We start from the raw sequence: 18,962 nt of genomic DNA, 5'->3' as shown, positions 1-18,962 counted from the left end.
AGGCCTTTTTTATTTTCATTCACGAGTAATAAATCAAAAATTAGCTCTTATTTTTTTTATTTCCTCAGGATCCGCTGTTTCCGAATGATCCGTAATGGCAGAAGAATGATAAAAAGTAGGTTGTAATGTTTCCTGTAATACCTGAATATTCGAAGATCTCAGACCTCCTCCTGGCATGATTATGATCCTGTCGCCAGCTAATTTTTGAATTTTCTCTAAAACAGAAATTCCTTCCAGAACATTTACGCCCTGTCCCGAAGTCAGAATGGTTTTAAAACCGCAGTCAATTACATCTTCCAAAGATTGTTCTACATTCTCAACAACATCAAAAGCCCGGTGAAAAGTACAGGAAAGCGGACTGGCTAAATTCACCAATTCTTTATTCCTTACCTTATTTACGCTGCCATCTTCATTTAAAACTCCAAAAACAAACCCATCGATGCCTAATTTTTTAAATTGTTTAATGTCTTGTTTCATTTCGATCAGCTCTTCATCAGAATAAACGAAATCTCCACCGCGGGGCCTGATAATGACATGCATTGGAATCGACAATTGTTCCCGGACTCTTACTCCCAAAATATAATTCGGTGTTGTTCCTCCGAGTTGCATATTCTCACATAATTCAATTCGGTCTGCTCCATTTTCCTGGGCAATCAAAGCAGATTCAAAATTAAAACAGGCTATTTCGAGTTGATTTTTTTTCATTTTTACTGTATTACAACAAATTTTTTCAAGAAGATTTCCCGTTTCCTGAAATCAAAAACTAAACAGGTCAAAAATAAAAAACCTGTTCAGAAAGTGAACAGGTTTAATATAATATTAAGACAGAAATTTTACCATTTAATAATAGCACTTCCCCAAGTGAATCCACTTCCGAAAGCAGCTAGGACAACTGTATCTCCTGTTTTTATTTTTCCTTGTTCCCAGGCTTCTGTCAAAGCAATCGGAATAGAGGCTGCCGTTGTATTTCCGTATTTCTGGATGTTGTTATGTACCTGATCATCCGACAGCTTGAATTTGTTTTGAATGAATTGTGAAATTCTCAAATTCGCCTGATGCGGAATCAGCATATTAATATCAGAAACCTGTAAACCATTTGCTTCCAGACCTTCATTAATAACCTCAGCGAAACGAACTACTGCATTTTTAAACACAAATTGTCCATTCATGTACGGATAATAACTTTCGTCATTTGGATCATTATCGGCCAGAATATCGGTTACCCAGCGCGCTCCCATTCCCGGTGCCTGTAACGCCAGTTCTTCGGCGTGTTGCCCTTCTGAGTGTAAATGCGTGGATAAAATTCCTTTGGTCAAATCTTCTTCACGACTTAAAACTGCCGCTCCCGCTCCATCTCCAAAAATCACCGAAACGCCACGTCCGCGGGTTGTCATGTCCAATCCTGTTGAATGCACTTCGGAACCAATTACCAGAATGTTTTTATACATTCCTGTTTTGATATATTGGTCTGCAACTGAGATTGCGTAAATAAAACCGGAACATTGATTTCTAACATCTAAAGCCCCAACAGTTCTTAATCCTAAATCACGTTGTACCAAAACTCCCGGTCCTGGAAAATAGTAATCCGGACTTAATGTAGCAAAAACTACAAAGTCTATATCTTCTTTGGCAATGCCGGAACGTTCGATCGCAATTTTAGCTGCTTTTACTCCCATAGAAGTTGTGGTATCCTCTCCACGAATGATATGTCTGCGCTCCTGAATTCCTGTTCTTTCCTGAATCCATTCGTCATTGGTATCAATAATCTTAGACAAATCATCGTTGGTTACAACATTTGAAGGAACATAATATCCTAAGCCCGCTATTTTTGAATGATACATATTCTTTTTATTATTTGTTAAAAAATTGGATTGCAAATCTAAGTATAGTTTAAAACATAAGCGTACAAATTACTATTTTTTTCGTAATTGACAATTTAATATACTTTAATAATAGTTTATATTGATTCATTTTAAATTCCGATAAATCAATTAATTCCTATAAAACCTAAAAAAAGTTAAATTTAGAACTTAAAATGTAACAAGACTAAAGTAGTTTAGACAAACATTTATCAGTATCATTTTTTAAACCCCTAAAATTCAAATTATGAAATTAAAGGTTACACTATTACTACTTCTAAATTTTGGTTTTTTTGGCTTTGCACAAGAAAATTTAACCTATCAGAAACCTTCCAAATCAATTTTAGATTTAGCGGATTACGAAAGGGCTCCTTCTGTATCTATGGATACTAAAAAAGAATATATGCTGCTGTCTTACAGAAACACCTATAAGACATTAGATGATTTAAATCAGGAAGAGCTTCGCCTTGCGGGTTTACGAATCAATCCTGTCACTAACATTTCAAGTACAGTAACTTATATTAACAACCTGAAAGTCCGAAAAATAAGCAGTACAGATGAAATACAGGTTACAGGTTTGCCGGATAATCCTAAAGTAAGCAATGTGCTCTGGTCTCCAAACGATAAAAAAATTCTGTTTTCACACACGACCAAGTCAGGGGTTGAACTTTGGGTTTTAGATGTTGCTACTGCAAAAGCGACCAGGCTTACCGAGGCAACTGTCAATGCCAATCTTGGTAATCCGTTTAGCTGGCTTTTAGACAATGATACTATATTGGTAAAAATGCTTCCTAAAAACAGACAGCCTTTACTGGATTCCAAAAAAGACCTGCCAACGGGACCAATTGTTTCGAATACTTCAGGAGAGAAATCCCAAAACAAGACGTATCCGGATATGTTGAAAAACAAAAATGATGAAATTAATTTTGAAAATAGCGTGACTTCTGAATTATACAAAGTCAACCTTAACGGAACCGCTACCTTATTTAAAGAAGCTTCTATGTTTGCCGGAGAAAGAATTTCGCCTGATGGCAATTATATCATGCTGACCACGATTCAGAAGCCATTTTCTTATGTAGTTCCCTTAAACAGATTCCCTTCTAAAACCATTGTTTATGACATTAGAGGAAAAGAAATTAAAACCGTTAATGAAGTTCCTTTAAACGAAATTATTCCTAAAGGATTTATGGCGGTACGAAAAGGGAAAAGAGAAATGAGCTGGAGAAATGACAAACCTGCTACTTTGGCCTATGTGACTGCTTTAGACGAAGGAAATCCTGCAAATAAGGCAGACTTCAGAGATGAAGTTTTTCTTTGGGATGCTCCTTTTACAAACGATCCGATTACCCTGGTAAAATTACCGCAGCGTTTTTCGGGTATAACCTGGGGGAACGATAATATTGCCATTGTTTCTGATGAATGGTATGATACCCGTAATGTAAAGACCTATTTAATTAATCCATCCACTCCGGGACAAGAGCCAAAACTACTTACAGACAGGAACTCACAAGATGTCTATTCTGATCCGGGTACTTTCGAAACCAGAAAAAACGAGTATAACAAATATGTCTTAGCCCTTGAAAAAGACAATGCTTACCGTATTGGGGAAGGTTATACAAAAGAAGGCCAGTTTCCGTTTATAGATGAATTCAATTTTAAAACCTTAAAAAACAAACGCCTTTATACTTCTTCCTATAAAGACAAAAAAGAAGATTTGATAGAGATTGAAGATTTTAAAACCGGAAAAGTTTTGGTACAAATCCAGTCCAAAAATGACTATCCGAATTATTACTTCAGAAACATCAAAAAACAAAATAGCCTGACCCCTATTACAGCTTTCAAAAATCCTTTCGAAAGCATTAAAAATGTCAGCAAGGAAGTAATCAAATACAAACGTAAGGACGGTGTTGAACTTTCAGGCACATTATACCTGCCTGCTGGTTACGACAAGGCGAAAAAGGAAAAACTGCCCTTGTTAATCTGGGCGTATCCGGCTGAATATAAAGACAAAAACAGCGCGGGGCAATCGACACAAAATCCAAATGAATTTACTTTTCCGTATTATGGATCATTTGTCTACTGGGTTACTAAAGGATATGTCGTTTTAGACGATGCGGCTTTCCCGATCATTGGTGAAGGTACAACAGAACCGAATGACAATTTCATTTCACAATTAGTCGATAATGCCGAAGCAGCCATCAATGCAGTAGATGCCTTAGGCTATATCAACAGAAAGAAAGTAGCTATTGGCGGGCATTCGTATGGTGCTTTTATGACGGCTAACTTATTGACGCATTCTAATCTTTTTGCCTGTGGAATTGCCAGAAGTGGCGCGTACAACAGAACTTTAACACCATTCGGATTTCAAAGCGAGCAGCGCAATTACTGGGAAGCCCCAGAAGTTTACAATACAATGTCTCCTTTTATGAATGCTGATAAAATGAAAACTCCGCTTTTGCTGGTGCATGGTGAAGCAGATAATAATCCGGGAACTTTTACCTTACAGACAGAACGTTATTTCCAGGCCTTAAAAGGATTGGGAGCTCCGGCAAGAATGGTAATTTTACCTAAAGAAGCTCACGGATATGTTGCAAAAGAGAACATATTGCATTTGCTTTGGGAGCAGGATCAGTTTTTAGAAAAGTATTTGAAAAACTAGTCTTTTTTTTAGGGTACAAAGGTTCATAGTCGCAAAGGGGCAAAGGTTTTCTTTCTTAGTCGCTGAGGTTTTGAGTTACTGAGATGCTAAGTTTTTTTTAAATAATAAACCCGACAGGTTTTTGAAACCTATCGGGTTCGTATTAAGTATCAAATATTTTTTCTTATAAATAATTCAACGCCAGAAAAACACTTTCTTCAAGTGGTAAATCAATTTCACTCTCAAAGAAAACGAGTTGTCGTTTATAAACGGATTCTATCAGATAATGATTTCCTCTAAAATAAGTTCTTCTGATTTTAACCGGCAAATTAGATTCCGAAACCATTTTAAACTGATGCGGATACACTAATGTTTTATGTGCCTGATCTTCATAGTCGAGTAATAAATGTGTTGCGATTTCATTTACTTCTCCGAAAAGTGACGCTACATATTTCGTTTCAGGATCTTCATAGATTTTTGTCGGATTGTCTTTTACAATGATTTCACCGCTTCGCATCACAATAGCTTCATCAGCAAATGACAAAGCGTCTGTACTATCGTGAGTGGCAATGATACAGGTTATTCCTTTTTGTTTTAAATAGCGAAATAAATTTCGTCGCAACGCATTTTTACGAAAGGCATCTATCTGGCTGAAGGGTTCATCAAGTAAAATAACTTCTGGTTCCAAAGCCAAAACTCTGACCAAAGCAACTCTTTGCTGTTGTCCTCCACTCAAAAATTTAGCTTTCACATGTGCAAACTGATCCATTTCTACCATTTCCAGTAATTCCTGAACGCGCAGTTTTTTCATATTGGCAAAACCATTCGAAAGAAACTTCCCGACATTCTCTGCTACAGTTTCATAGGGAGACAGGTCAAAATCCTGTGCCAGATATTTCATAAAGGGCATTCCGGGAATCAAATTGTGTTTTGGACCCAAAACAGGTTTTTCATTATAAAAAATCTGACCTTCATCTAAATCATACAATCCATACATAAGCTTAAGGAGTGTGCTTTTTCCACAGCCACTTTCCCCTATAATAGCAATATTCTGCCCTTTTTCTATTGAAAAAGTTACATTTTTAATAACCGGCGCATCCGTATACGAAAAGGAGATATTTTTTATATCAAGCATTGAATTCTAATTGAGGATTCAAATTTACAACCTTTAAAACCGAAAGTCAAAAAAAAGCAATTAGATAATTCATAAAAAAATATTTTTATTTTGTAGTACTTTTTGTATATATTTGGACTCGCATAATATTAATTGTATATTTTAAGTAATCAAATAATGGGTAAAACAAAAAAAATATTTATTGTAAAACTTCTGGCTTTAGCCATTTTTCTAATTTTATACGGATGCAGTGCGGAAATTGACAAATCTGAAATACCAAACCAGGAAAAAGAAAACTTTATAATCCTGCATAAAAATTATGATTACTTTAAATCAAATACTTCCCTTTTCAACAGGCTTAAAAATTTAGACAATCTAAAATCTAATGTCACAAGTAAAAATATCCAAACAGAGGATTTTAAAATTTTCACAGATAATATTACCTATACTAAAAGGCCTGATAAATTACGTGAATCTTACACGTTTTATATAGAAAAGCTAAACTATGCTTCAAATAAAACAATAGACAATCTGATTTTAGCCAGAAATTTAGGTGATGAAAAGTTCAAAGCTTACATCATTACCTATTATTTTCCTGATGGAATAGCGAGCCAGCATAATAACTTTAAGATAACCGAATTTAAAGAAATCAATAGCGAAACTTTTTCGATTCAGAATATAACCTCTAAAAAAAACTGCGAGAACACTTATGAGTTCAATATAATAGAAACCGCACATAAATGTTATAGTGGTGCTCATTCAGGAGAGTCGCAGGCAGGTCAGTGTGATGGAAATGGTGCTCCACCTTATTCAACTTATCAGGTTGTGGCTTACTTAACAAACTCTTGTGGAGAGGGTACCACCGGGGGAAGTACTGATGGAGGACCAAGTGGTCCAGGCGGAGGTGGCGGTTCAGGAAGTGGCGGTGGCGGTGGACCTGCTGTAGATACCGGAATATCACTACCTCCTCCCTGTCAATCTGCAGATTGTGGTGTACCAATACTTGCTAATGAAATAAATGATTTATTAGGAAGCACACTTGATTATTCACAGTTGGAGTTTCTGTCGCATCATGATGATGTTGCCGCTTCCCTTAAAAGTTTTTTAGGCCAGAATAATACTGCTGCTGATAAGAGTTTTGTAAAACAAATTATAGATGTTGTAAAAAATGATGCAGCAGTAGATTCAAAAGCCTTTAGTTTCGTTTTAAGCGCGCAAGCTGATACTAAAATCGAGACGGAATTAGACAATAATTTTTTTCTGTCTGTAGACCAGTTTATGGATGCAGACTTAGCTGACATAAATTCAAAAGATCCGGACTTAATAATTTATTTCGGACAACATCACATTGAAAAGATGATTCGCTTAAAAAAGATTAATCCACAATGGAGTTATCTAAAGTGTTATTGGGAAGCTAGTAAAGAAGTAGTTCACATCACACTAGATGTATTTGGAACTGTCCCCGTTGTTGGTGAACTTGCGGATGTAACAAATGGAGTTTTGTACCTTATCGAAGGTGATGGCGTTAATGCTTCATTAAGTGCCGCAAGCGCTGTACCTGTTGCTGGATGGGCGGCTGTTTCTACTAAATATGCTATTAAATTTAGACAAGCAACTACTATTGCTACAAAAGTAAAATTAGTCTGGAAAGTTACTGACAACGTTATTACTTTTGGTTCGAGAAGTCAATTAAGAAAAGTATTAGGATTGGTTGTCGGGGATTTGAGACAAGCGCACCATATAATACCTTGGGCTAAACAATCAAAAGCAGCTATACAAAAAGCTTCGAAGTCCCAGCATGCTTTTCATCTGAATGAAGCTATAAACGGAATACCACTAAGTACTGCAATACATAGCGGTAGCCATGCTCATTACGATAATTTAATTCAGGGTTATCTAGACAATATACCTCTAAATGCAACTCCGGATGAAGCTTATATAAAAGTAATGGAAATTATAAGCAAAGTTCGAACCGCCATTCAAAATAATCCAGGAGTTCCAATTAATCAATTAAATTTTTAATTATGCAATATTATTCTATTCAGCATTCATTAAATAAAAAAATAGTAGGACACAGTCCACAAATAAAAAAAATCATTCACAGCTGTGATATTTGGGAAGACTCTAATTTTATTGACAGATTTAATTATGAAGAAATTAATATAAACCCTATCATTTCTACTCCCGTATTACATTCTTCATCTAATGCCACTGATTTAATTGATGTTAGAGGCGAGATTGGATTTTTATCTAAAATCTTAATAAAGAGTAATTTAAAATCTATATTAGAAAAAAAGAGAACTAGTGGGTTACAATTTTTTAAATCACCAGTAATTTATCAAGAAAAAATCATTGACGATTATTATATTTTAAATATGTATGAAACCAATAATGATCTACTTGATATTAAAAATTGTAGAATTCAGTATCATAAAAAAGCTGATGATTATGAAACTACTTATAATACAAATAATGAATATTTAATCTTTGAGAATTTTGAAAATTTTAATTCATTTTTAAATATAGCTATTACTAATAATGAATTTTTTTTTATTGATAAAATCAGTTTAAAAGATGGTATCAAAGAAGATTTTTTTATGTTAAAAAATGTTCAAGGTGGCACAAAATATGTTGTTTCTGAAAAGCTTAAAAAAGAAATAGAAGAAGCAAACTGTACTGGTGTTGAATTTCAACCGGTGGAATTATCAACCAAAGAATGGCTTCATGATGGAGAAAGGGAAAAAGTATATGGTAAAGCATAACAAAGAGACTTATTATGGAAGAATATGATAATGGATTAACATCGGATACTATTACAGACTGGATAAAGGAGGACAAGGGATTAGAGGAAATAATTCAAGAAATAGAAAGCAAAACAGATTCATTCGAGGAACAGGCAGAATTAGCCTTTCATTTGGTTTCCGCCTATTTTGATGTTCCAAAATTGCCAGACGACAATAAAGAAATGGAAGATGATGATTTTGAGGACGAAATAGACTCTTCCGTCTATGAACAATTAGGGATTTTAAAACATCTAGAACCCGATGATGATCTAAGAGGGCAGGTTCTCACTGCAATCTATTTTTTAAAGTTTGATTACAGGGTGGATATTGAATTCATTTTTGAAAAATATTCTTCTATTGATAGGGATCAAATTTTAGGAATAGGTTTTAAAGGAGAAAATTCTAAAGTCGAAATGATAGTAGTAAAAAAGGGCGAAAGTTGGTTCGACTTTGGCTGCACATACTTTACAAAATACATCGACGTTTAAAACAAAAAAGCTGTTCATTACGAACAGCTTTTTTCAAATTATATTGTATAGAAACTATTTTCCAGCTTCTGTCTTTGCATCATTAACCATTTTGTCATTTGCAGTAATCGCAAATTCAACACGACGGTTTTGAGTTCTTCCTTCCGGAGTATCATTGGTTGCAATAGGATCAGCAATTCCTAAACCTGAGGTTTTAAAACGGCTTGATTTTAATCCTTTAGCCACTAAATAAGACTGCACAGCCGCAGCTCTTTGTCCTGAAAGTGTCATATTGTATTCTGGTTTTCCGGTATTATCGGTATAACCAAAAATTTCAATGTTAGTATCTCCGTATTCATTAAATACAGGAACTAATTTATCTAAATTTGCTTTTGCCTGAGCGGTAAGAGTTGATTTATTAGTATCAAAACGAACTGCATTTTCATTCAACGTTAAGTGAATTCCTTCACCTACTCTTTCAACATCAGCTCCTGGTAAAGCCTGATCGATTTCACGAGCCTGCTTATCCATTTTATTTCCGATAAGTGCTCCTGTTCCACCACCTACAGCAGCTCCAATAGCAGCTCCTAAAGCGGCGTTTCCACCTTTACCTAAATTATTTCCTAATATACCGCCAATAATACCACCTGCAACAACTCCGATTCCGGCTCCTTTTTGTGTATTATTTGCATTTTTTACTGAATCACAACTTATAAAAAAACTTGTTAATATAAGTAAACTGCTCAAACCTAAAACTGTTATCTTTCTCATTTTTATCCTTTTTAATATTAATTAGCTCTTTGAAATTGGTACGTTACCTCTTTTGCCTGACCTCCAACATTGATGTTGTCGATTAACTGGAATGAAGTATCCGTTAAGCCTGCTACTTTAAGCAAATAACCTGATTTTACATTTTTTGATTTTGTACCGGGCTCAACAATTTTAAGAACAAAAAGTCCCTGATTATTGATACTCCAGACAATTGGAGAAGTAAATGCTGTACAGCTTGGTGCTGTAAGAGTCATTGTTCCTTTATTGTTGTTTGAAATAAAATTCCAGGTACTGCCAATAAAGCATTTTGAATCGGCAAGATCAAATGAGTTCACTTTTATGTACTCAGAACCGGGATAGGAAACATTGGTAAGAACCCAATTTCCTTTAATAGCTACCTGAGTAGATTTGTCAAGTTTAGTCGAAAGCGGCGTTGCTTCAGTTGAAGCTGTTGACGAAGCTGATTTACACGCAAATAACATCGTGGCAATCAAGCAAATGAAAATAATTTTCTTCATTTTGTACATTTATTTAAGTTAATACTTACACGTTTAACAATTATTATAGCACAAATATACAATTCATTGAACATCTTTCGTTTTAGAATCTGATTATTTTCTTTCAAAATTAACACTTACGACATTTTGTCATTTAAAAAACAATTGGTATTCTATTTGACTAAATGAAAGTCATCACATTAAACTAAAAATTAAAAAATATGACAACAGGTAAAATTAATGTTTCAGTAGAAAACATCTTTCCCTTAATCAAAAAATTCTTGTACAGCGACCACGAAATCTTTTTACGTGAGCTGGTTTCAAACGGAACCGATGCTACTTTAAAATTAAAACACCTAATAAGTATTGGTGAGGCAAAAGTAGAATACGGGAATCCGGTGATTGAAATTAAGATTGATAAAGAAGGTAAAAAAATCCACATTATCGATCAGGGCTTAGGAATGACAGCCGATGAAGTAGAAAAATACATCAATCAGGTTGCTTTTTCAGGAGCTGAAGAATTCCTGGACAAATACAAAGATTCTGCTAAAGATTCCGGAATTATTGGTCATTTCGGTCTTGGTTTCTATTCTGCCTTTATGGTTGCAGAGAAAGTAGAAATTATTACTAAATCTTACAAAGACGAACCTGCAGCGCACTGGACCTGTGACGGAAGCCCTGAATTTACTTTAGAGCCTGCTGACAAAACTTCACGCGGAACGGAAATCATCCTTCATGTTGCAGAAGATTCCCTTGAATTTTTAGAAGATTCAAAAATCAGCGGTTTATTGAATAAATACAATAAGTTTATGCCTATTCCGATTAAATTCGGAACAAGAACAGAAACACTTCCTAAACCGGAAGATGCTCCTGAAGATTACGTAAATGAAACTGTCGAAACAGACAATATCATTAATAACCCAAACCCGGCGTGGACCAAACAGCCAACTGAATTATCGGATGAAGATTATAAAAATTTCTACAGAGAGTTGTATCCAATGCAATTCGAAGAGCCTTTATTCAATATTCATTTAAATGTTGATTATCCGTTTAACTTAACCGGAATTTTGTATTTCCCGAAATTAGGTTCGGACATGCAGATTCAAAAAGATAAAATTCAATTGTACCAAAACCAGGTTTACGTTACCGATAACGTAGAAGGGATTGTACCTGAATTTTTAACGATGTTAAAAGGGGTTATCGATTCTCCGGATATTCCTTTGAACGTTTCCCGTTCAGGATTACAGGCTGATGGTGCAGTGAAGAAAATCTCCAACTATATCACTCGTAAAGTAGCAGATAAACTGAAAGCATTATTTACTGAAAACCGTGCTGATTTTGAACAAAAATGGAACGATATTAAAATCGTTTTGGAATACGGAATGCTTTCTGAAGACAAATTCTACGAAAAAGCAGGTGCCTTCGTCTTATACCCTACGGTTGACGATACGTACTTTACTCTTGAAGAATTAAAAGAAAAACTGAAAGACAACCAAACCGATAAAGACGGAAAACTGATTGTTTTATATGCCGGAAATAAAGATGCTCAGCACTCTTATATTGAAACTGCGAAAGAAAAAGGATATGAAGTATTACTTTTAGACTCTCCTATTATTTCGCATTTAATTCAGAAAATTGAAGGTGATAACAGCGGTTTAACTTTCGTTCGTGTCGATTCTGATCATATTGATAATCTGATCAAAAAAGACGAAAACACGATTTCTAAATTATCTGATGAAGAAAAGGAAACTTTAAAAACTTCATTGGAGTCTTACATTCCAAAAGCGTATTCTGTACAATTGGAAGCTATGGACAGTCAGGCAGCTCCGTTTATTATCACGCAACCGGAATTTATGCGCAGAATGAAAGAAATGAGCCAGTCTGGTGGCGGTGGAATGTTCGGAATGGGAAATATGCCGGAAATGTACAATCTGGTTGTCAATACTAATTCTGATTTGGCTGCCAGTATTTTAAATACAGAAGACAAAACACATCAGGAGCATTTGGTAAAACAAGCTTTAGACCTGGCTAAACTATCTCAAAACCTTTTAAAAGGAGAAGCTCTAACCGCTTTTGTGAAAAGAAGTTTTGAAATGATCAAATAATTTTTTGAATCATAATTGCGTTATTAAATCCTGTAGGCTCAGCTTACAGGATTTTTTTATTGCCGATCCTTTTTTTTATTACATTTGAGTGCCTTTTTAACCTAATTAAAAAACAAAACTACTATGAAAAAAAACCTTATTTTACTACTAACCTTTTGTGCCACAGGGCTAATCAATATTTCTTGTTCCAGCGATAAAGACACCACTAATAAGACAGATGTATCTTCGGTTGGAGCATCAATTGCAATTGATGCCACAAACGAAATGGACCTAAAAACCGGATTATTTATTTCGTCAAAAACAGCTGCAACAGGAAAAACGGCAGAAACTTCTCCCGGAATTTGCGGAACAGTTACAATTACGCAGCAAAGTGCCGAATCTTATCCAAAAATATTTACAGTAGATTACGGAACAGCTGGCTGTTCAGACAATCAATTGATGAGAAAAGGAAAACTAAAAGTCACTCTTTCCGGTCCGATAACTACAACGGGAAGCAAAATGACCATTGAAAGAATTGATTATTCTATTAACGGAATAAAATTAGAAGGAACAATTGAATATACGAATACTACAACTATTGCAACTGTACCACAATTTAGCAGAAAAGTAACCAATGGAAAATTTACAGATTTAGCCGGTAAAGTTTTCCTTAATACAGGAATCTTTACACTAAAACAAACCGCTGGTGTTGACACTCCTTTTGTCTTAGAGGATAATGTCTACGAAATGACTGAAGGAACACATACTGTAACTTCATCAAACGGAGCAACCTTAACACTAACTGTTCAGGAAGCCTTAATAAAAAAATATTCTTGTGAGTTTATTTCTAAAGGTAAACTAAAAATTCAGGGCGGTTTACTTAATGGAATTGTTGATTACGGAAACAATGATTGCGATAGCAAATATACTTATACAAATGAAAACGGCGCTGTATTTAACTTACTTATGTAACTAAACAAGTTTGCTAAAAATGAAAAATCCCAATTTAGAAATAGATTGGGATTTATTTTAAGTAAAATTTAAACGCTACTTCCTTACATTCAAACTATTTTCTTTATTTTGCAGCAAAATCTAAAAAACCAATGAAAAAATCAATTATTGCCTTTGCTGCAATTGCTCTACTGGCATCCTGCAGCAAAAAAGAAACTACTGACGGTTTACATCTTACTGGAAACATAAAAGGATTAAAAAAAGGAACTTTATACATTCAAAGAGTGGTTGATACTTCTCTTGTTGCTATTGACTCGGTTAAAATCGACGGAAATTCAAGTTTTGAAAGAGATATAAAATTAGACTCACCGGAAATGCTTTATTTATTCCTGGATCGTGGCGTAACAAATTCACTGGACAATAATATTCTATTCTTTGCTGAGCCGGGAAATGTTAACATCGAAACAAACCTGGACAATTTTATATATGGTGCTAAAATTACCGGATCTAAGAATCAGGAATTATTCGAAGAATATAAAAAAATAAATTCCCGTTTTAATGATGAAAACCTTAATATGGTTGAATCCAAATTTAATGCGATCAAAAGACAGGATCAAAAAGCGGTTGACAGTATTGATGCCAAACAACAGTCTAATATCAAAAGAAAGTACTTATTCGCTACCAACTTTGCTATCAACCATAAAGATCACGAAATAGCGCCTTATATCGCTTTGGCCGAGATTTATGACATCAATATTAAATTTCTGGATACCATTCAAAAATCAATGACACCAAAAGTAGCACAATCCCTTTACGGTAAAAAACTAACAAAGTATGTTAGTGATATTAAAAAAGAAGAACAGAAATAACTTTCTGAACATTATAAAATTATAAAGACGTCCTGAAAATTCAGGGCGTTTTTTTTGATCCAATCCGAAATTTCAATGTAAAATTTCAATTTTCAAATTCCAAATTCCAACCGCAACTTCAATTGGAATTTGAAATTTAATTTAAGTTTGGACCAAAAAAAAAACCATCACAAAAGTGATGGTTAATTTATGTTGAGCCGGCGGAGGGACTCGAACCCACGACCTGCTGATTACAAATCAGCTGCTCTAGCCAACTGAGCTACGCTGGCGACTCATTACGGGTGCAAATATAAAGTGGTTTTTTGTATTTTCCAAAATAAATTCACGCTTTACTTTAAATAAAAAAACCACCACTAAAAAGTGATGGTTTTACGCTGAGCCGGCGGAGGGACTCGAACCCACGACCTGCTGATTACAAATCAGCTGCTCTAGCCAACTGAGCTACGCTGGCGACTCATTACGGGTGCAAATATAAAGCGGTTTTTCGTTTTACCAAAATAAATTTGCACTTTTTTATACTTTTTTTTGCTTACAATTCGTTGATTTTAGCAATCAATTGATTAGCAGTTTCTTCCAATTCAACATTGATTTGTTTGAAGTGCGCTTTTTTGTTTTCAACGTTCTTAGCATTCACTTTCGTGATCAAAGTATCAAAAGCAGCTATAGCCTGATCAATCAAAGCATTCGTTTCCGGAGTAGGATTTCCAGTTGTAGACATTTCGAATAAGTAAATTGCCTCAATAATATCTCCCAATACGAAGTTGATGTCTTTCTTTAAATTTTTAACGTTTGCCATTTTTATTTTTATTTTAATTTGCGACTGCAAAAGTACACATAATCTTTTTATTACGTGCTATGAAATGTAAATTTCTAAAATTGAAGCTTTTCCGCTCACAAAAAATGTATTTATCTCAGCAGGAACTAAAACCGTATCTCCTTTTTTATAAGATTGTTTAAAACCGTCATATTCAATTTCGAAACTTCCCTCAATACACATATAAACTGTAAAAGTTTCTCCCGTTTTAGAAACCGTAACTTTATCTTCTAACGGAATAAAATTGGTTATAAAATACGGACAATCAACTACTGTATTGGATACATTTGTTCTGGTCTCATATTTTTTCTGTGTCTCGACTTTATTGTAATTGATAGCATCAAGCGCTAAGTCTACATGAAGCTCTCTTGTGTTTCCTTGTGCATCTTTACGATCGAAATCATACAAACGATACGTAATATCAGAAGTCTGCTGAATTTCGGCCACCACCAAACCGGCACCGATTGCATGAACTGTTCCGGTCTCCAAAAAGAAAACATCGCCCGGTTTTGCTTTCACATCATCTAAAATCGAAACTAACGTTTTATCATTTAAATGTTTTAGATATTCTTCTTTACTGGAATCTTCTTTAAATCCCACAATTATTCTGGCATCAGCATCAGCCTGCGTTACATACCACATCTCGGTTTTACCAAAAGAGTTGTGACGCTCTTTTGCCAGTTTATCATTTGGATGCACTTGTATGGAAAGGTCTTCACGGGCATCCAAATATTTAAAAAGTAAAGGAAATTGTTTTCCGAAACGCTGATAAACTTTCGTTCCCAGGATTTCTTCCGGCATTTCATCGATAAGATCCATTAATGATTTACCTTTCAAAGATCCGTCAGCAACTACACTTACATCACCTTCTACAGTAGACAATTCCCAGCTTTCACCCGTGATTTTAGAAACAATTGGTTTGTTAAGAATTGTTTTTAGTTTTTCTCCTCCCCAGATTCTTTCTTTTAAAATAGGGTCAAATTGCAAAGGGTATGTTTTTGGCTTCATAGTTTTTGAGGGCTAATATCTTTAATTAATTTAATGTTGATGTACTGCTATTTTTTCAATCTATAATACTAATTCTTTAATTGTTTTTAATGCCTTAGGAATATGCTTTGAGGCATTCATACTATCAAAAATCAGGATAACAACTCCATTCTTGTCTATAATATAGGTTACTCTTCCCGGCAAAAGACCGAATAAATTATCCCGAACACCAAAAAGGTGTCTTAATTTTTTATTCTGATCCGATAACAATATAAAAGGTAATTGGTGCTTATTGGCAAATTTATGATGTGATTTTACACTATCGCTGCTTATCCCGATAACTTCTGCCCCGAGATCTTTAAAATCTTCGTATTGATCTCTAAAGCTGCAGGCTTCGGTGGTACAGCCCGGTGTATTGTCTTTTGGATAAAAATAAATCACGAGCGGTTTTCGTCCCAAAACACTTTGGCTTTCAAAAACTTCTCCGTGACTATCCTTTGCAGTAAAATTCGGAACTATATCTCCTGTTTTTATTGACATTTTTTTATTCTCCTTTATAGGTTACAAAATTGCGGTCCGTTTCATTCAGAATGATTTCCAAGTCGAAATCAGGCTGAATTCTTTTTCTGATTTTATTCCATATCACAACGGCAATATTTTCTGCTGTTGGATTCAAATCCTGAAATTCGGGAACGTCCAGATTCAGGTTTTTGTGATCAAACGGAATTTCTACCTCTTCGATTATAATGTCCGCTAATACTTTCACATCTAAAACAAAACCGGTTTCGGGGTCAATTTTTCCTGTAACACTTACTGTTAAACCATAATTGTGACCATGAAAATTAGGATTATTACATTTTCCAAAAACAGCATTGTTCTTTTCGAATGTCCAATCTTTCCTATGCAATCGATGTGCAGCATTAAAATGTGCTTTTCTTGATATGGTTACTTTCATTTAGGTTTCTGGTTAGTATGGTTTAAATTTTATGGTCTTCTAAATAATGATAAAATTCATCAAATATTATTTTGAACCAAACGGTATAAATTTCGGGCTGTTTTTCAATATCGTCTTTTACATCTTCTATTTTCATCCATTTCCAATCCTCCACTTCATCCCGATTGATCGCCGGATTGTCATTATAATAACCGATCATAACATGATCGAGTTCGTGTTCAGTTAAGCCGTTATCAAAAGGTGCTTTGTATATAAAATGAAACAGCTCTTTCAAATCAGCCTTAAAACCCATTTCTTCAAATAATCTCCGGCTTCCTGCTTCAATATTCGATTCTCCTTCCCGTTGATGACTACAGCAGGTATTCGTCCAAAGCAAAGGTGAGTGATATTTTTGACGCGCACGTTGCTGTAACATTATTTCATTTTTACCATTTAAGATAAAAACAGAAAAAGCACGATGTAGCAGCGCTTTTTCATGTGCTTCTAATTTTGGCATCAAGCCAATTTGCTCATCATTTTGATTGACTAATATTACGTTTTCTTCTATCATCAGGGCGTTTTGTACAAACAAAAATACGAAAAAAGAAATGGCTTGAAAATTTCAGAAGAGATTGTGAAAAGTTTAACGAGCCGCTATTTTTACAAGTTATTAATTTCCAAAACGTTGCAATTGATTATTTCAAATAAAAACCTTTAAAAACAAGCCTTAAAACTAAATACAGGTCCTTTACGTAAATAAGAAAACGTTAAATCATACTTAAAAAAATCTCAATTGTAAAGTGCACGACATTTCTAAACAAACTCTCGTCGTACCTTTGAAATACTAAAAAATAAAGCCTCATGAAAATCTCAAAAACAAAAACACAATTTTTCAGCCTTTGCTTTTTACTTCCGCTTTTTATCCTGCAAGCCTGCGGACAAAACAAGAAAAAAGAAAACACAAAAACTCTTATGATGGAAAACAAAATCAGCAAACCCGGAAACCCATATTACTCTAATACAGATACTACAAAACTAAACGTAAGTGATGCTGAATGGAAAAAAGTACTGCCTGAAGATGTTTATGCGGTAATGCGCGAGGCCGACACCGAAAGACCTTTTACCGGAAAGTATTGGAATACGGATGAAAAAGGAACTTATTACTGTGCTTCCTGCGGCAACAAACTTTTCAGATCCGGAGCCAAGTTTTCAAGCAGCTGCGGATGGCCTAGTTTTTTTGAACAGGACAATAAAAACAGCGTGATCTACAAAAAAGACAACTCTCTGGGAATGGAAAGAATCGAAGCCTTATGCGGCAGATGCGAAGGGCATTTAGGACATTTGTTCGATGATGGTCCGGAACCAACCGGAAAACGGTATTGCATGAACTCGATTGCTCTTGATTTTATCCCCGACTCTAAATAATAAACAATGAAAAATATATTTTTAATATGCATTTTTGCCTTATCACTAAGCGGTTTTGCACAAGATAAAACAGCAAAGAAAACTTCAAACCTGGAAACCATCACGCTTGGCGGAGGCTGTTACTGGTGTGTTGAAGCAGTTTATGAAAATTTAAACGGAGTAAAATCCGTTGTTTCGGGTTTCTCCGGAGGAAAAGTGGCCAACCCAACTTATGAGGAGGTATGCACCGGAACTACGGGCCATGCCGAAGTGGTTCAGATTACTTACGATAAAACGGTAACCGATATTAATGAAATTTTTAAAGTATTCTTTACCGTTCATGATCCAACAACATTGAACAGACAGGGAGCCGACGTAGGCACTCAATATCGCTCTGTAATTTTCTACCAGAATGCACAACAGAAAAAAGCGGCGGAAAGTATTATTGCCGAACTAAACAAAGCAAAAGTGTATGACAGTCCGATTGTGACAAAAGTAGAACCTTTCAGTAAGTTCTATAAGGCCGAGGATTACCATCAGAATTATTATGCCAACAACAAAAACCAGCCATATTGTAAAATGGTGATTCAGCCCAAAATAGAAAAGTTTGAAAAAGTCTTTAAAAATAAGTTGAAAAAGAAATAGTTATTAATTCCAGCAGAAAGCCGCTTATGAAAATGAGCGGCTTTTTTTTTTGCCACGAATTACACGAATTCGTACGAATTACAATATTTTGAAATAAAAATTAGTGTGAATTCGTGTAATTCGGGACAACCCTTTTTTAATTCAT

General features: G+C 34.9%; 19 protein-coding genes and 2 tRNA genes. 9 read left to right on the top strand and 12 right to left on the bottom strand.

Annotation, left to right across the window (positions count from 1 at the left end; translation table 11 throughout):
- Positions 1–33 precede the first annotated feature (33 nt).
- Both HAV12_RS04595 and HAV12_RS04590 read right to left on the bottom strand, forming a co-directional pair.
- Positions 34–705: a copper homeostasis protein CutC gene (locus HAV12_RS04595; RefSeq protein WP_171568674.1), complete on the bottom strand. Its 672-nt coding sequence runs from the start codon at positions 703–705 to the stop codon at positions 34–36.
- 128 nt (positions 706–833) lie between these two features.
- Positions 834–1,841, bottom strand: a complete 1,008-nt coding sequence (locus HAV12_RS04590) for a 3-oxoacyl-ACP synthase III family protein (protein ID WP_171568673.1) — start codon at positions 1,839–1,841, stop codon at positions 834–836.
- A 265-nt stretch (positions 1,842–2,106) separates the two neighbouring features.
- Between HAV12_RS04590 and HAV12_RS04585 the strand changes: the two genes are divergently transcribed.
- Positions 2,107–4,518, top strand: a complete 2,412-nt coding sequence (locus HAV12_RS04585; protein WP_171568672.1) for a prolyl oligopeptidase family serine peptidase — start codon at positions 2,107–2,109, stop codon at positions 4,516–4,518.
- 163 nt (positions 4,519–4,681) lie between these two features.
- Here the strand turns inward: HAV12_RS04585 and HAV12_RS04580 are convergent, their stop codons facing one another.
- Complete coding sequence (locus HAV12_RS04580; RefSeq protein WP_171568671.1) at positions 4,682–5,632, bottom strand: ABC transporter ATP-binding protein; 951 nt, start codon at positions 5,630–5,632, stop codon at positions 4,682–4,684.
- A gap of 156 nt (positions 5,633–5,788) precedes the next feature.
- Here HAV12_RS04580 and HAV12_RS04575 point away from each other — a divergent pair, with 156 nt between their 5' ends.
- Genes HAV12_RS04575 through HAV12_RS04565 form a run of 3 tightly spaced genes read left to right on the top strand, consistent with a single transcriptional unit; the run spans position 5,789 to position 8,882 of the window.
- Positions 5,789–7,633, top strand: a complete 1,845-nt coding sequence (locus HAV12_RS04575; RefSeq protein ID WP_171568670.1) for an AHH domain-containing protein — start codon at positions 5,789–5,791, stop codon at positions 7,631–7,633.
- Between the two features lie 2 nt (positions 7,634–7,635).
- Entirely contained in the window at positions 7,636–8,373 is a 738-nt protein-coding gene (locus HAV12_RS04570) for an imm11 family protein (RefSeq protein ID WP_171568669.1), read from the top strand.
- 14 nt (positions 8,374–8,387) lie between these two features.
- A complete protein-coding gene (locus tag HAV12_RS04565) occupies positions 8,388–8,882 on the top strand; it encodes a hypothetical protein (protein WP_171568668.1) in 495 nt (164 codons plus the stop codon).
- A gap of 54 nt (positions 8,883–8,936) precedes the next feature.
- On the opposite strand, the gene HAV12_RS04560 is transcribed toward HAV12_RS04565, so the two are convergent.
- Both HAV12_RS04560 and HAV12_RS04555 read right to left on the bottom strand, forming a co-directional pair.
- A complete protein-coding gene (locus HAV12_RS04560; protein WP_132036446.1) occupies positions 8,937–9,632 on the bottom strand; it encodes an OmpA family protein in 696 nt (231 codons plus the stop codon).
- Positions 9,633–9,649: 17 nt separating this feature from the next.
- Positions 9,650–10,150: a lipocalin family protein gene (locus HAV12_RS04555; protein ID WP_132036445.1), complete on the bottom strand. Its 501-nt coding sequence runs from the start codon at positions 10,148–10,150 to the stop codon at positions 9,650–9,652.
- A gap of 200 nt (positions 10,151–10,350) precedes the next feature.
- Here HAV12_RS04555 and htpG point away from each other — a divergent pair, with 200 nt between their 5' ends.
- From htpG to HAV12_RS04540, 3 genes are all read left to right on the top strand, one after another.
- The gene (gene htpG, locus HAV12_RS04550) at positions 10,351–12,234 is read left to right on the top strand and encodes a molecular chaperone HtpG (protein ID WP_132036444.1); all 1,884 of its coding nucleotides are present in this window, start codon (positions 10,351–10,353) and stop codon (positions 12,232–12,234) included.
- A gap of 123 nt (positions 12,235–12,357) precedes the next feature.
- Positions 12,358–13,185, top strand: a complete 828-nt coding sequence (locus HAV12_RS04545) for a hypothetical protein (protein ID WP_171568667.1) — start codon at positions 12,358–12,360, stop codon at positions 13,183–13,185.
- A gap of 131 nt (positions 13,186–13,316) precedes the next feature.
- Positions 13,317–14,033 carry a DUF4369 domain-containing protein gene (locus HAV12_RS04540; protein WP_132036442.1) on the top strand — a complete coding sequence of 239 codons (717 nt, stop codon included), beginning with the start codon at positions 13,317–13,319 and terminating at the stop codon, positions 14,031–14,033.
- A gap of 195 nt (positions 14,034–14,228) precedes the next feature.
- Here the strand turns inward: HAV12_RS04540 and HAV12_RS04535 are convergent.
- From HAV12_RS04535 to idi, 7 genes are all read right to left on the bottom strand, one after another.
- Positions 14,229–14,302 (bottom strand) — tRNA-Thr (locus HAV12_RS04535).
- Between the two features lie 108 nt (positions 14,303–14,410).
- Positions 14,411–14,484 (bottom strand) — tRNA-Thr (locus HAV12_RS04530).
- Between the two features lie 78 nt (positions 14,485–14,562).
- A complete protein-coding gene (locus HAV12_RS04525) occupies positions 14,563–14,829 on the bottom strand; it encodes a hypothetical protein (RefSeq protein WP_026982865.1) in 267 nt (88 codons plus the stop codon).
- Between the two features lie 57 nt (positions 14,830–14,886).
- Positions 14,887–15,855: a type I phosphomannose isomerase catalytic subunit gene (locus HAV12_RS04520; RefSeq protein ID WP_171568666.1), complete on the bottom strand. Its 969-nt coding sequence runs from the start codon at positions 15,853–15,855 to the stop codon at positions 14,887–14,889.
- A 60-nt stretch (positions 15,856–15,915) separates the two neighbouring features.
- The gene (locus tag HAV12_RS04515; RefSeq protein ID WP_171568665.1) at positions 15,916–16,374 is read right to left on the bottom strand and encodes a peroxiredoxin; all 459 of its coding nucleotides are present in this window, start codon (positions 16,372–16,374) and stop codon (positions 15,916–15,918) included.
- 4 nt (positions 16,375–16,378) lie between these two features.
- A complete protein-coding gene (locus HAV12_RS04510) occupies positions 16,379–16,789 on the bottom strand; it encodes a 6-carboxytetrahydropterin synthase (protein WP_171568664.1) in 411 nt (136 codons plus the stop codon).
- 22 nt (positions 16,790–16,811) lie between these two features.
- Positions 16,812–17,339, bottom strand: a complete 528-nt coding sequence (gene idi / locus HAV12_RS04505) for an isopentenyl-diphosphate Delta-isomerase (protein WP_132036437.1) — start codon at positions 17,337–17,339, stop codon at positions 16,812–16,814.
- 290 nt (positions 17,340–17,629) lie between these two features.
- Between idi and msrB the strand changes: the two genes are divergently transcribed.
- Both msrB and msrA read left to right on the top strand, forming a co-directional pair.
- Complete coding sequence (msrB, locus tag HAV12_RS04500; RefSeq protein WP_171568663.1) at positions 17,630–18,193, top strand: peptide-methionine (R)-S-oxide reductase MsrB; 564 nt, start codon at positions 17,630–17,632, stop codon at positions 18,191–18,193.
- 6 nt (positions 18,194–18,199) lie between these two features.
- Complete coding sequence (gene msrA / locus HAV12_RS04495; RefSeq protein ID WP_132036435.1) at positions 18,200–18,817, top strand: peptide-methionine (S)-S-oxide reductase MsrA; 618 nt, start codon at positions 18,200–18,202, stop codon at positions 18,815–18,817.
- The last annotated feature ends 145 nt before the right edge of the window (positions 18,818–18,962 follow it).

Origin of the sequence: Flavobacterium sp. CLA17 (assembly GCF_013112255.2) — a bacterium.
Classification (GTDB): domain Bacteria; phylum Bacteroidota; class Bacteroidia; order Flavobacteriales; family Flavobacteriaceae; genus Flavobacterium; species Flavobacterium circumlabens.
This window is presented reverse-complemented; position numbering and strand designations above follow the sequence as displayed.

Excerpts from the sequence above, each read along its gene's own strand:
- htpG (WP_132036444.1), top strand. The coding sequence starts at position 10,351 with ATGACAACAGGTAAAATTAATGTTTCAGTAGAAAACATCTTTCCCTTA.
- HAV12_RS04580 (WP_171568671.1), bottom strand. The coding sequence starts at position 5,632 with ATGCTTGATATAAAAAATATCTCCTTTTCGTATACGGATGCGCCGGTT.
- HAV12_RS04545 (WP_171568667.1), top strand. The coding sequence starts at position 12,358 with ATGAAAAAAAACCTTATTTTACTACTAACCTTTTGTGCCACAGGGCTA.
- HAV12_RS04565 (WP_171568668.1), top strand. The coding sequence starts at position 8,388 with ATGGAAGAATATGATAATGGATTAACATCGGATACTATTACAGACTGG.
- HAV12_RS04575 (WP_171568670.1), top strand. The coding sequence starts at position 5,789 with ATGGGTAAAACAAAAAAAATATTTATTGTAAAACTTCTGGCTTTAGCC.
- HAV12_RS04520 (WP_171568666.1), bottom strand. The coding sequence starts at position 15,855 with ATGAAGCCAAAAACATACCCTTTGCAATTTGACCCTATTTTAAAAGAA.
- HAV12_RS04560 (WP_132036446.1), bottom strand. The coding sequence starts at position 9,632 with ATGAGAAAGATAACAGTTTTAGGTTTGAGCAGTTTACTTATATTAACA.
- HAV12_RS04540 (WP_132036442.1), top strand. The coding sequence starts at position 13,317 with ATGAAAAAATCAATTATTGCCTTTGCTGCAATTGCTCTACTGGCATCC.
- HAV12_RS04590 (WP_171568673.1), bottom strand. The coding sequence starts at position 1,841 with ATGTATCATTCAAAAATAGCGGGCTTAGGATATTATGTTCCTTCAAAT.
- HAV12_RS04525 (WP_026982865.1), bottom strand. The coding sequence starts at position 14,829 with ATGGCAAACGTTAAAAATTTAAAGAAAGACATCAACTTCGTATTGGGA.
- idi (WP_132036437.1), bottom strand. The coding sequence starts at position 17,339 with ATGATAGAAGAAAACGTAATATTAGTCAATCAAAATGATGAGCAAATT.
- HAV12_RS04585 (WP_171568672.1), top strand. The coding sequence starts at position 2,107 with ATGAAATTAAAGGTTACACTATTACTACTTCTAAATTTTGGTTTTTTT.
- HAV12_RS04510 (WP_171568664.1), bottom strand. The coding sequence starts at position 16,789 with ATGAAAGTAACCATATCAAGAAAAGCACATTTTAATGCTGCACATCGA.
- HAV12_RS04555 (WP_132036445.1), bottom strand. The coding sequence starts at position 10,150 with ATGAAGAAAATTATTTTCATTTGCTTGATTGCCACGATGTTATTTGCG.
- HAV12_RS04570 (WP_171568669.1), top strand. The coding sequence starts at position 7,636 with ATGCAATATTATTCTATTCAGCATTCATTAAATAAAAAAATAGTAGGA.
- msrA (WP_132036435.1), top strand. The coding sequence starts at position 18,200 with ATGAAAAATATATTTTTAATATGCATTTTTGCCTTATCACTAAGCGGT.
- msrB (WP_171568663.1), top strand. The coding sequence starts at position 17,630 with ATGAAAATCTCAAAAACAAAAACACAATTTTTCAGCCTTTGCTTTTTA.
- HAV12_RS04515 (WP_171568665.1), bottom strand. The coding sequence starts at position 16,374 with ATGTCAATAAAAACAGGAGATATAGTTCCGAATTTTACTGCAAAGGAT.
- HAV12_RS04595 (WP_171568674.1), bottom strand. The coding sequence starts at position 705 with ATGAAAAAAAATCAACTCGAAATAGCCTGTTTTAATTTTGAATCTGCT.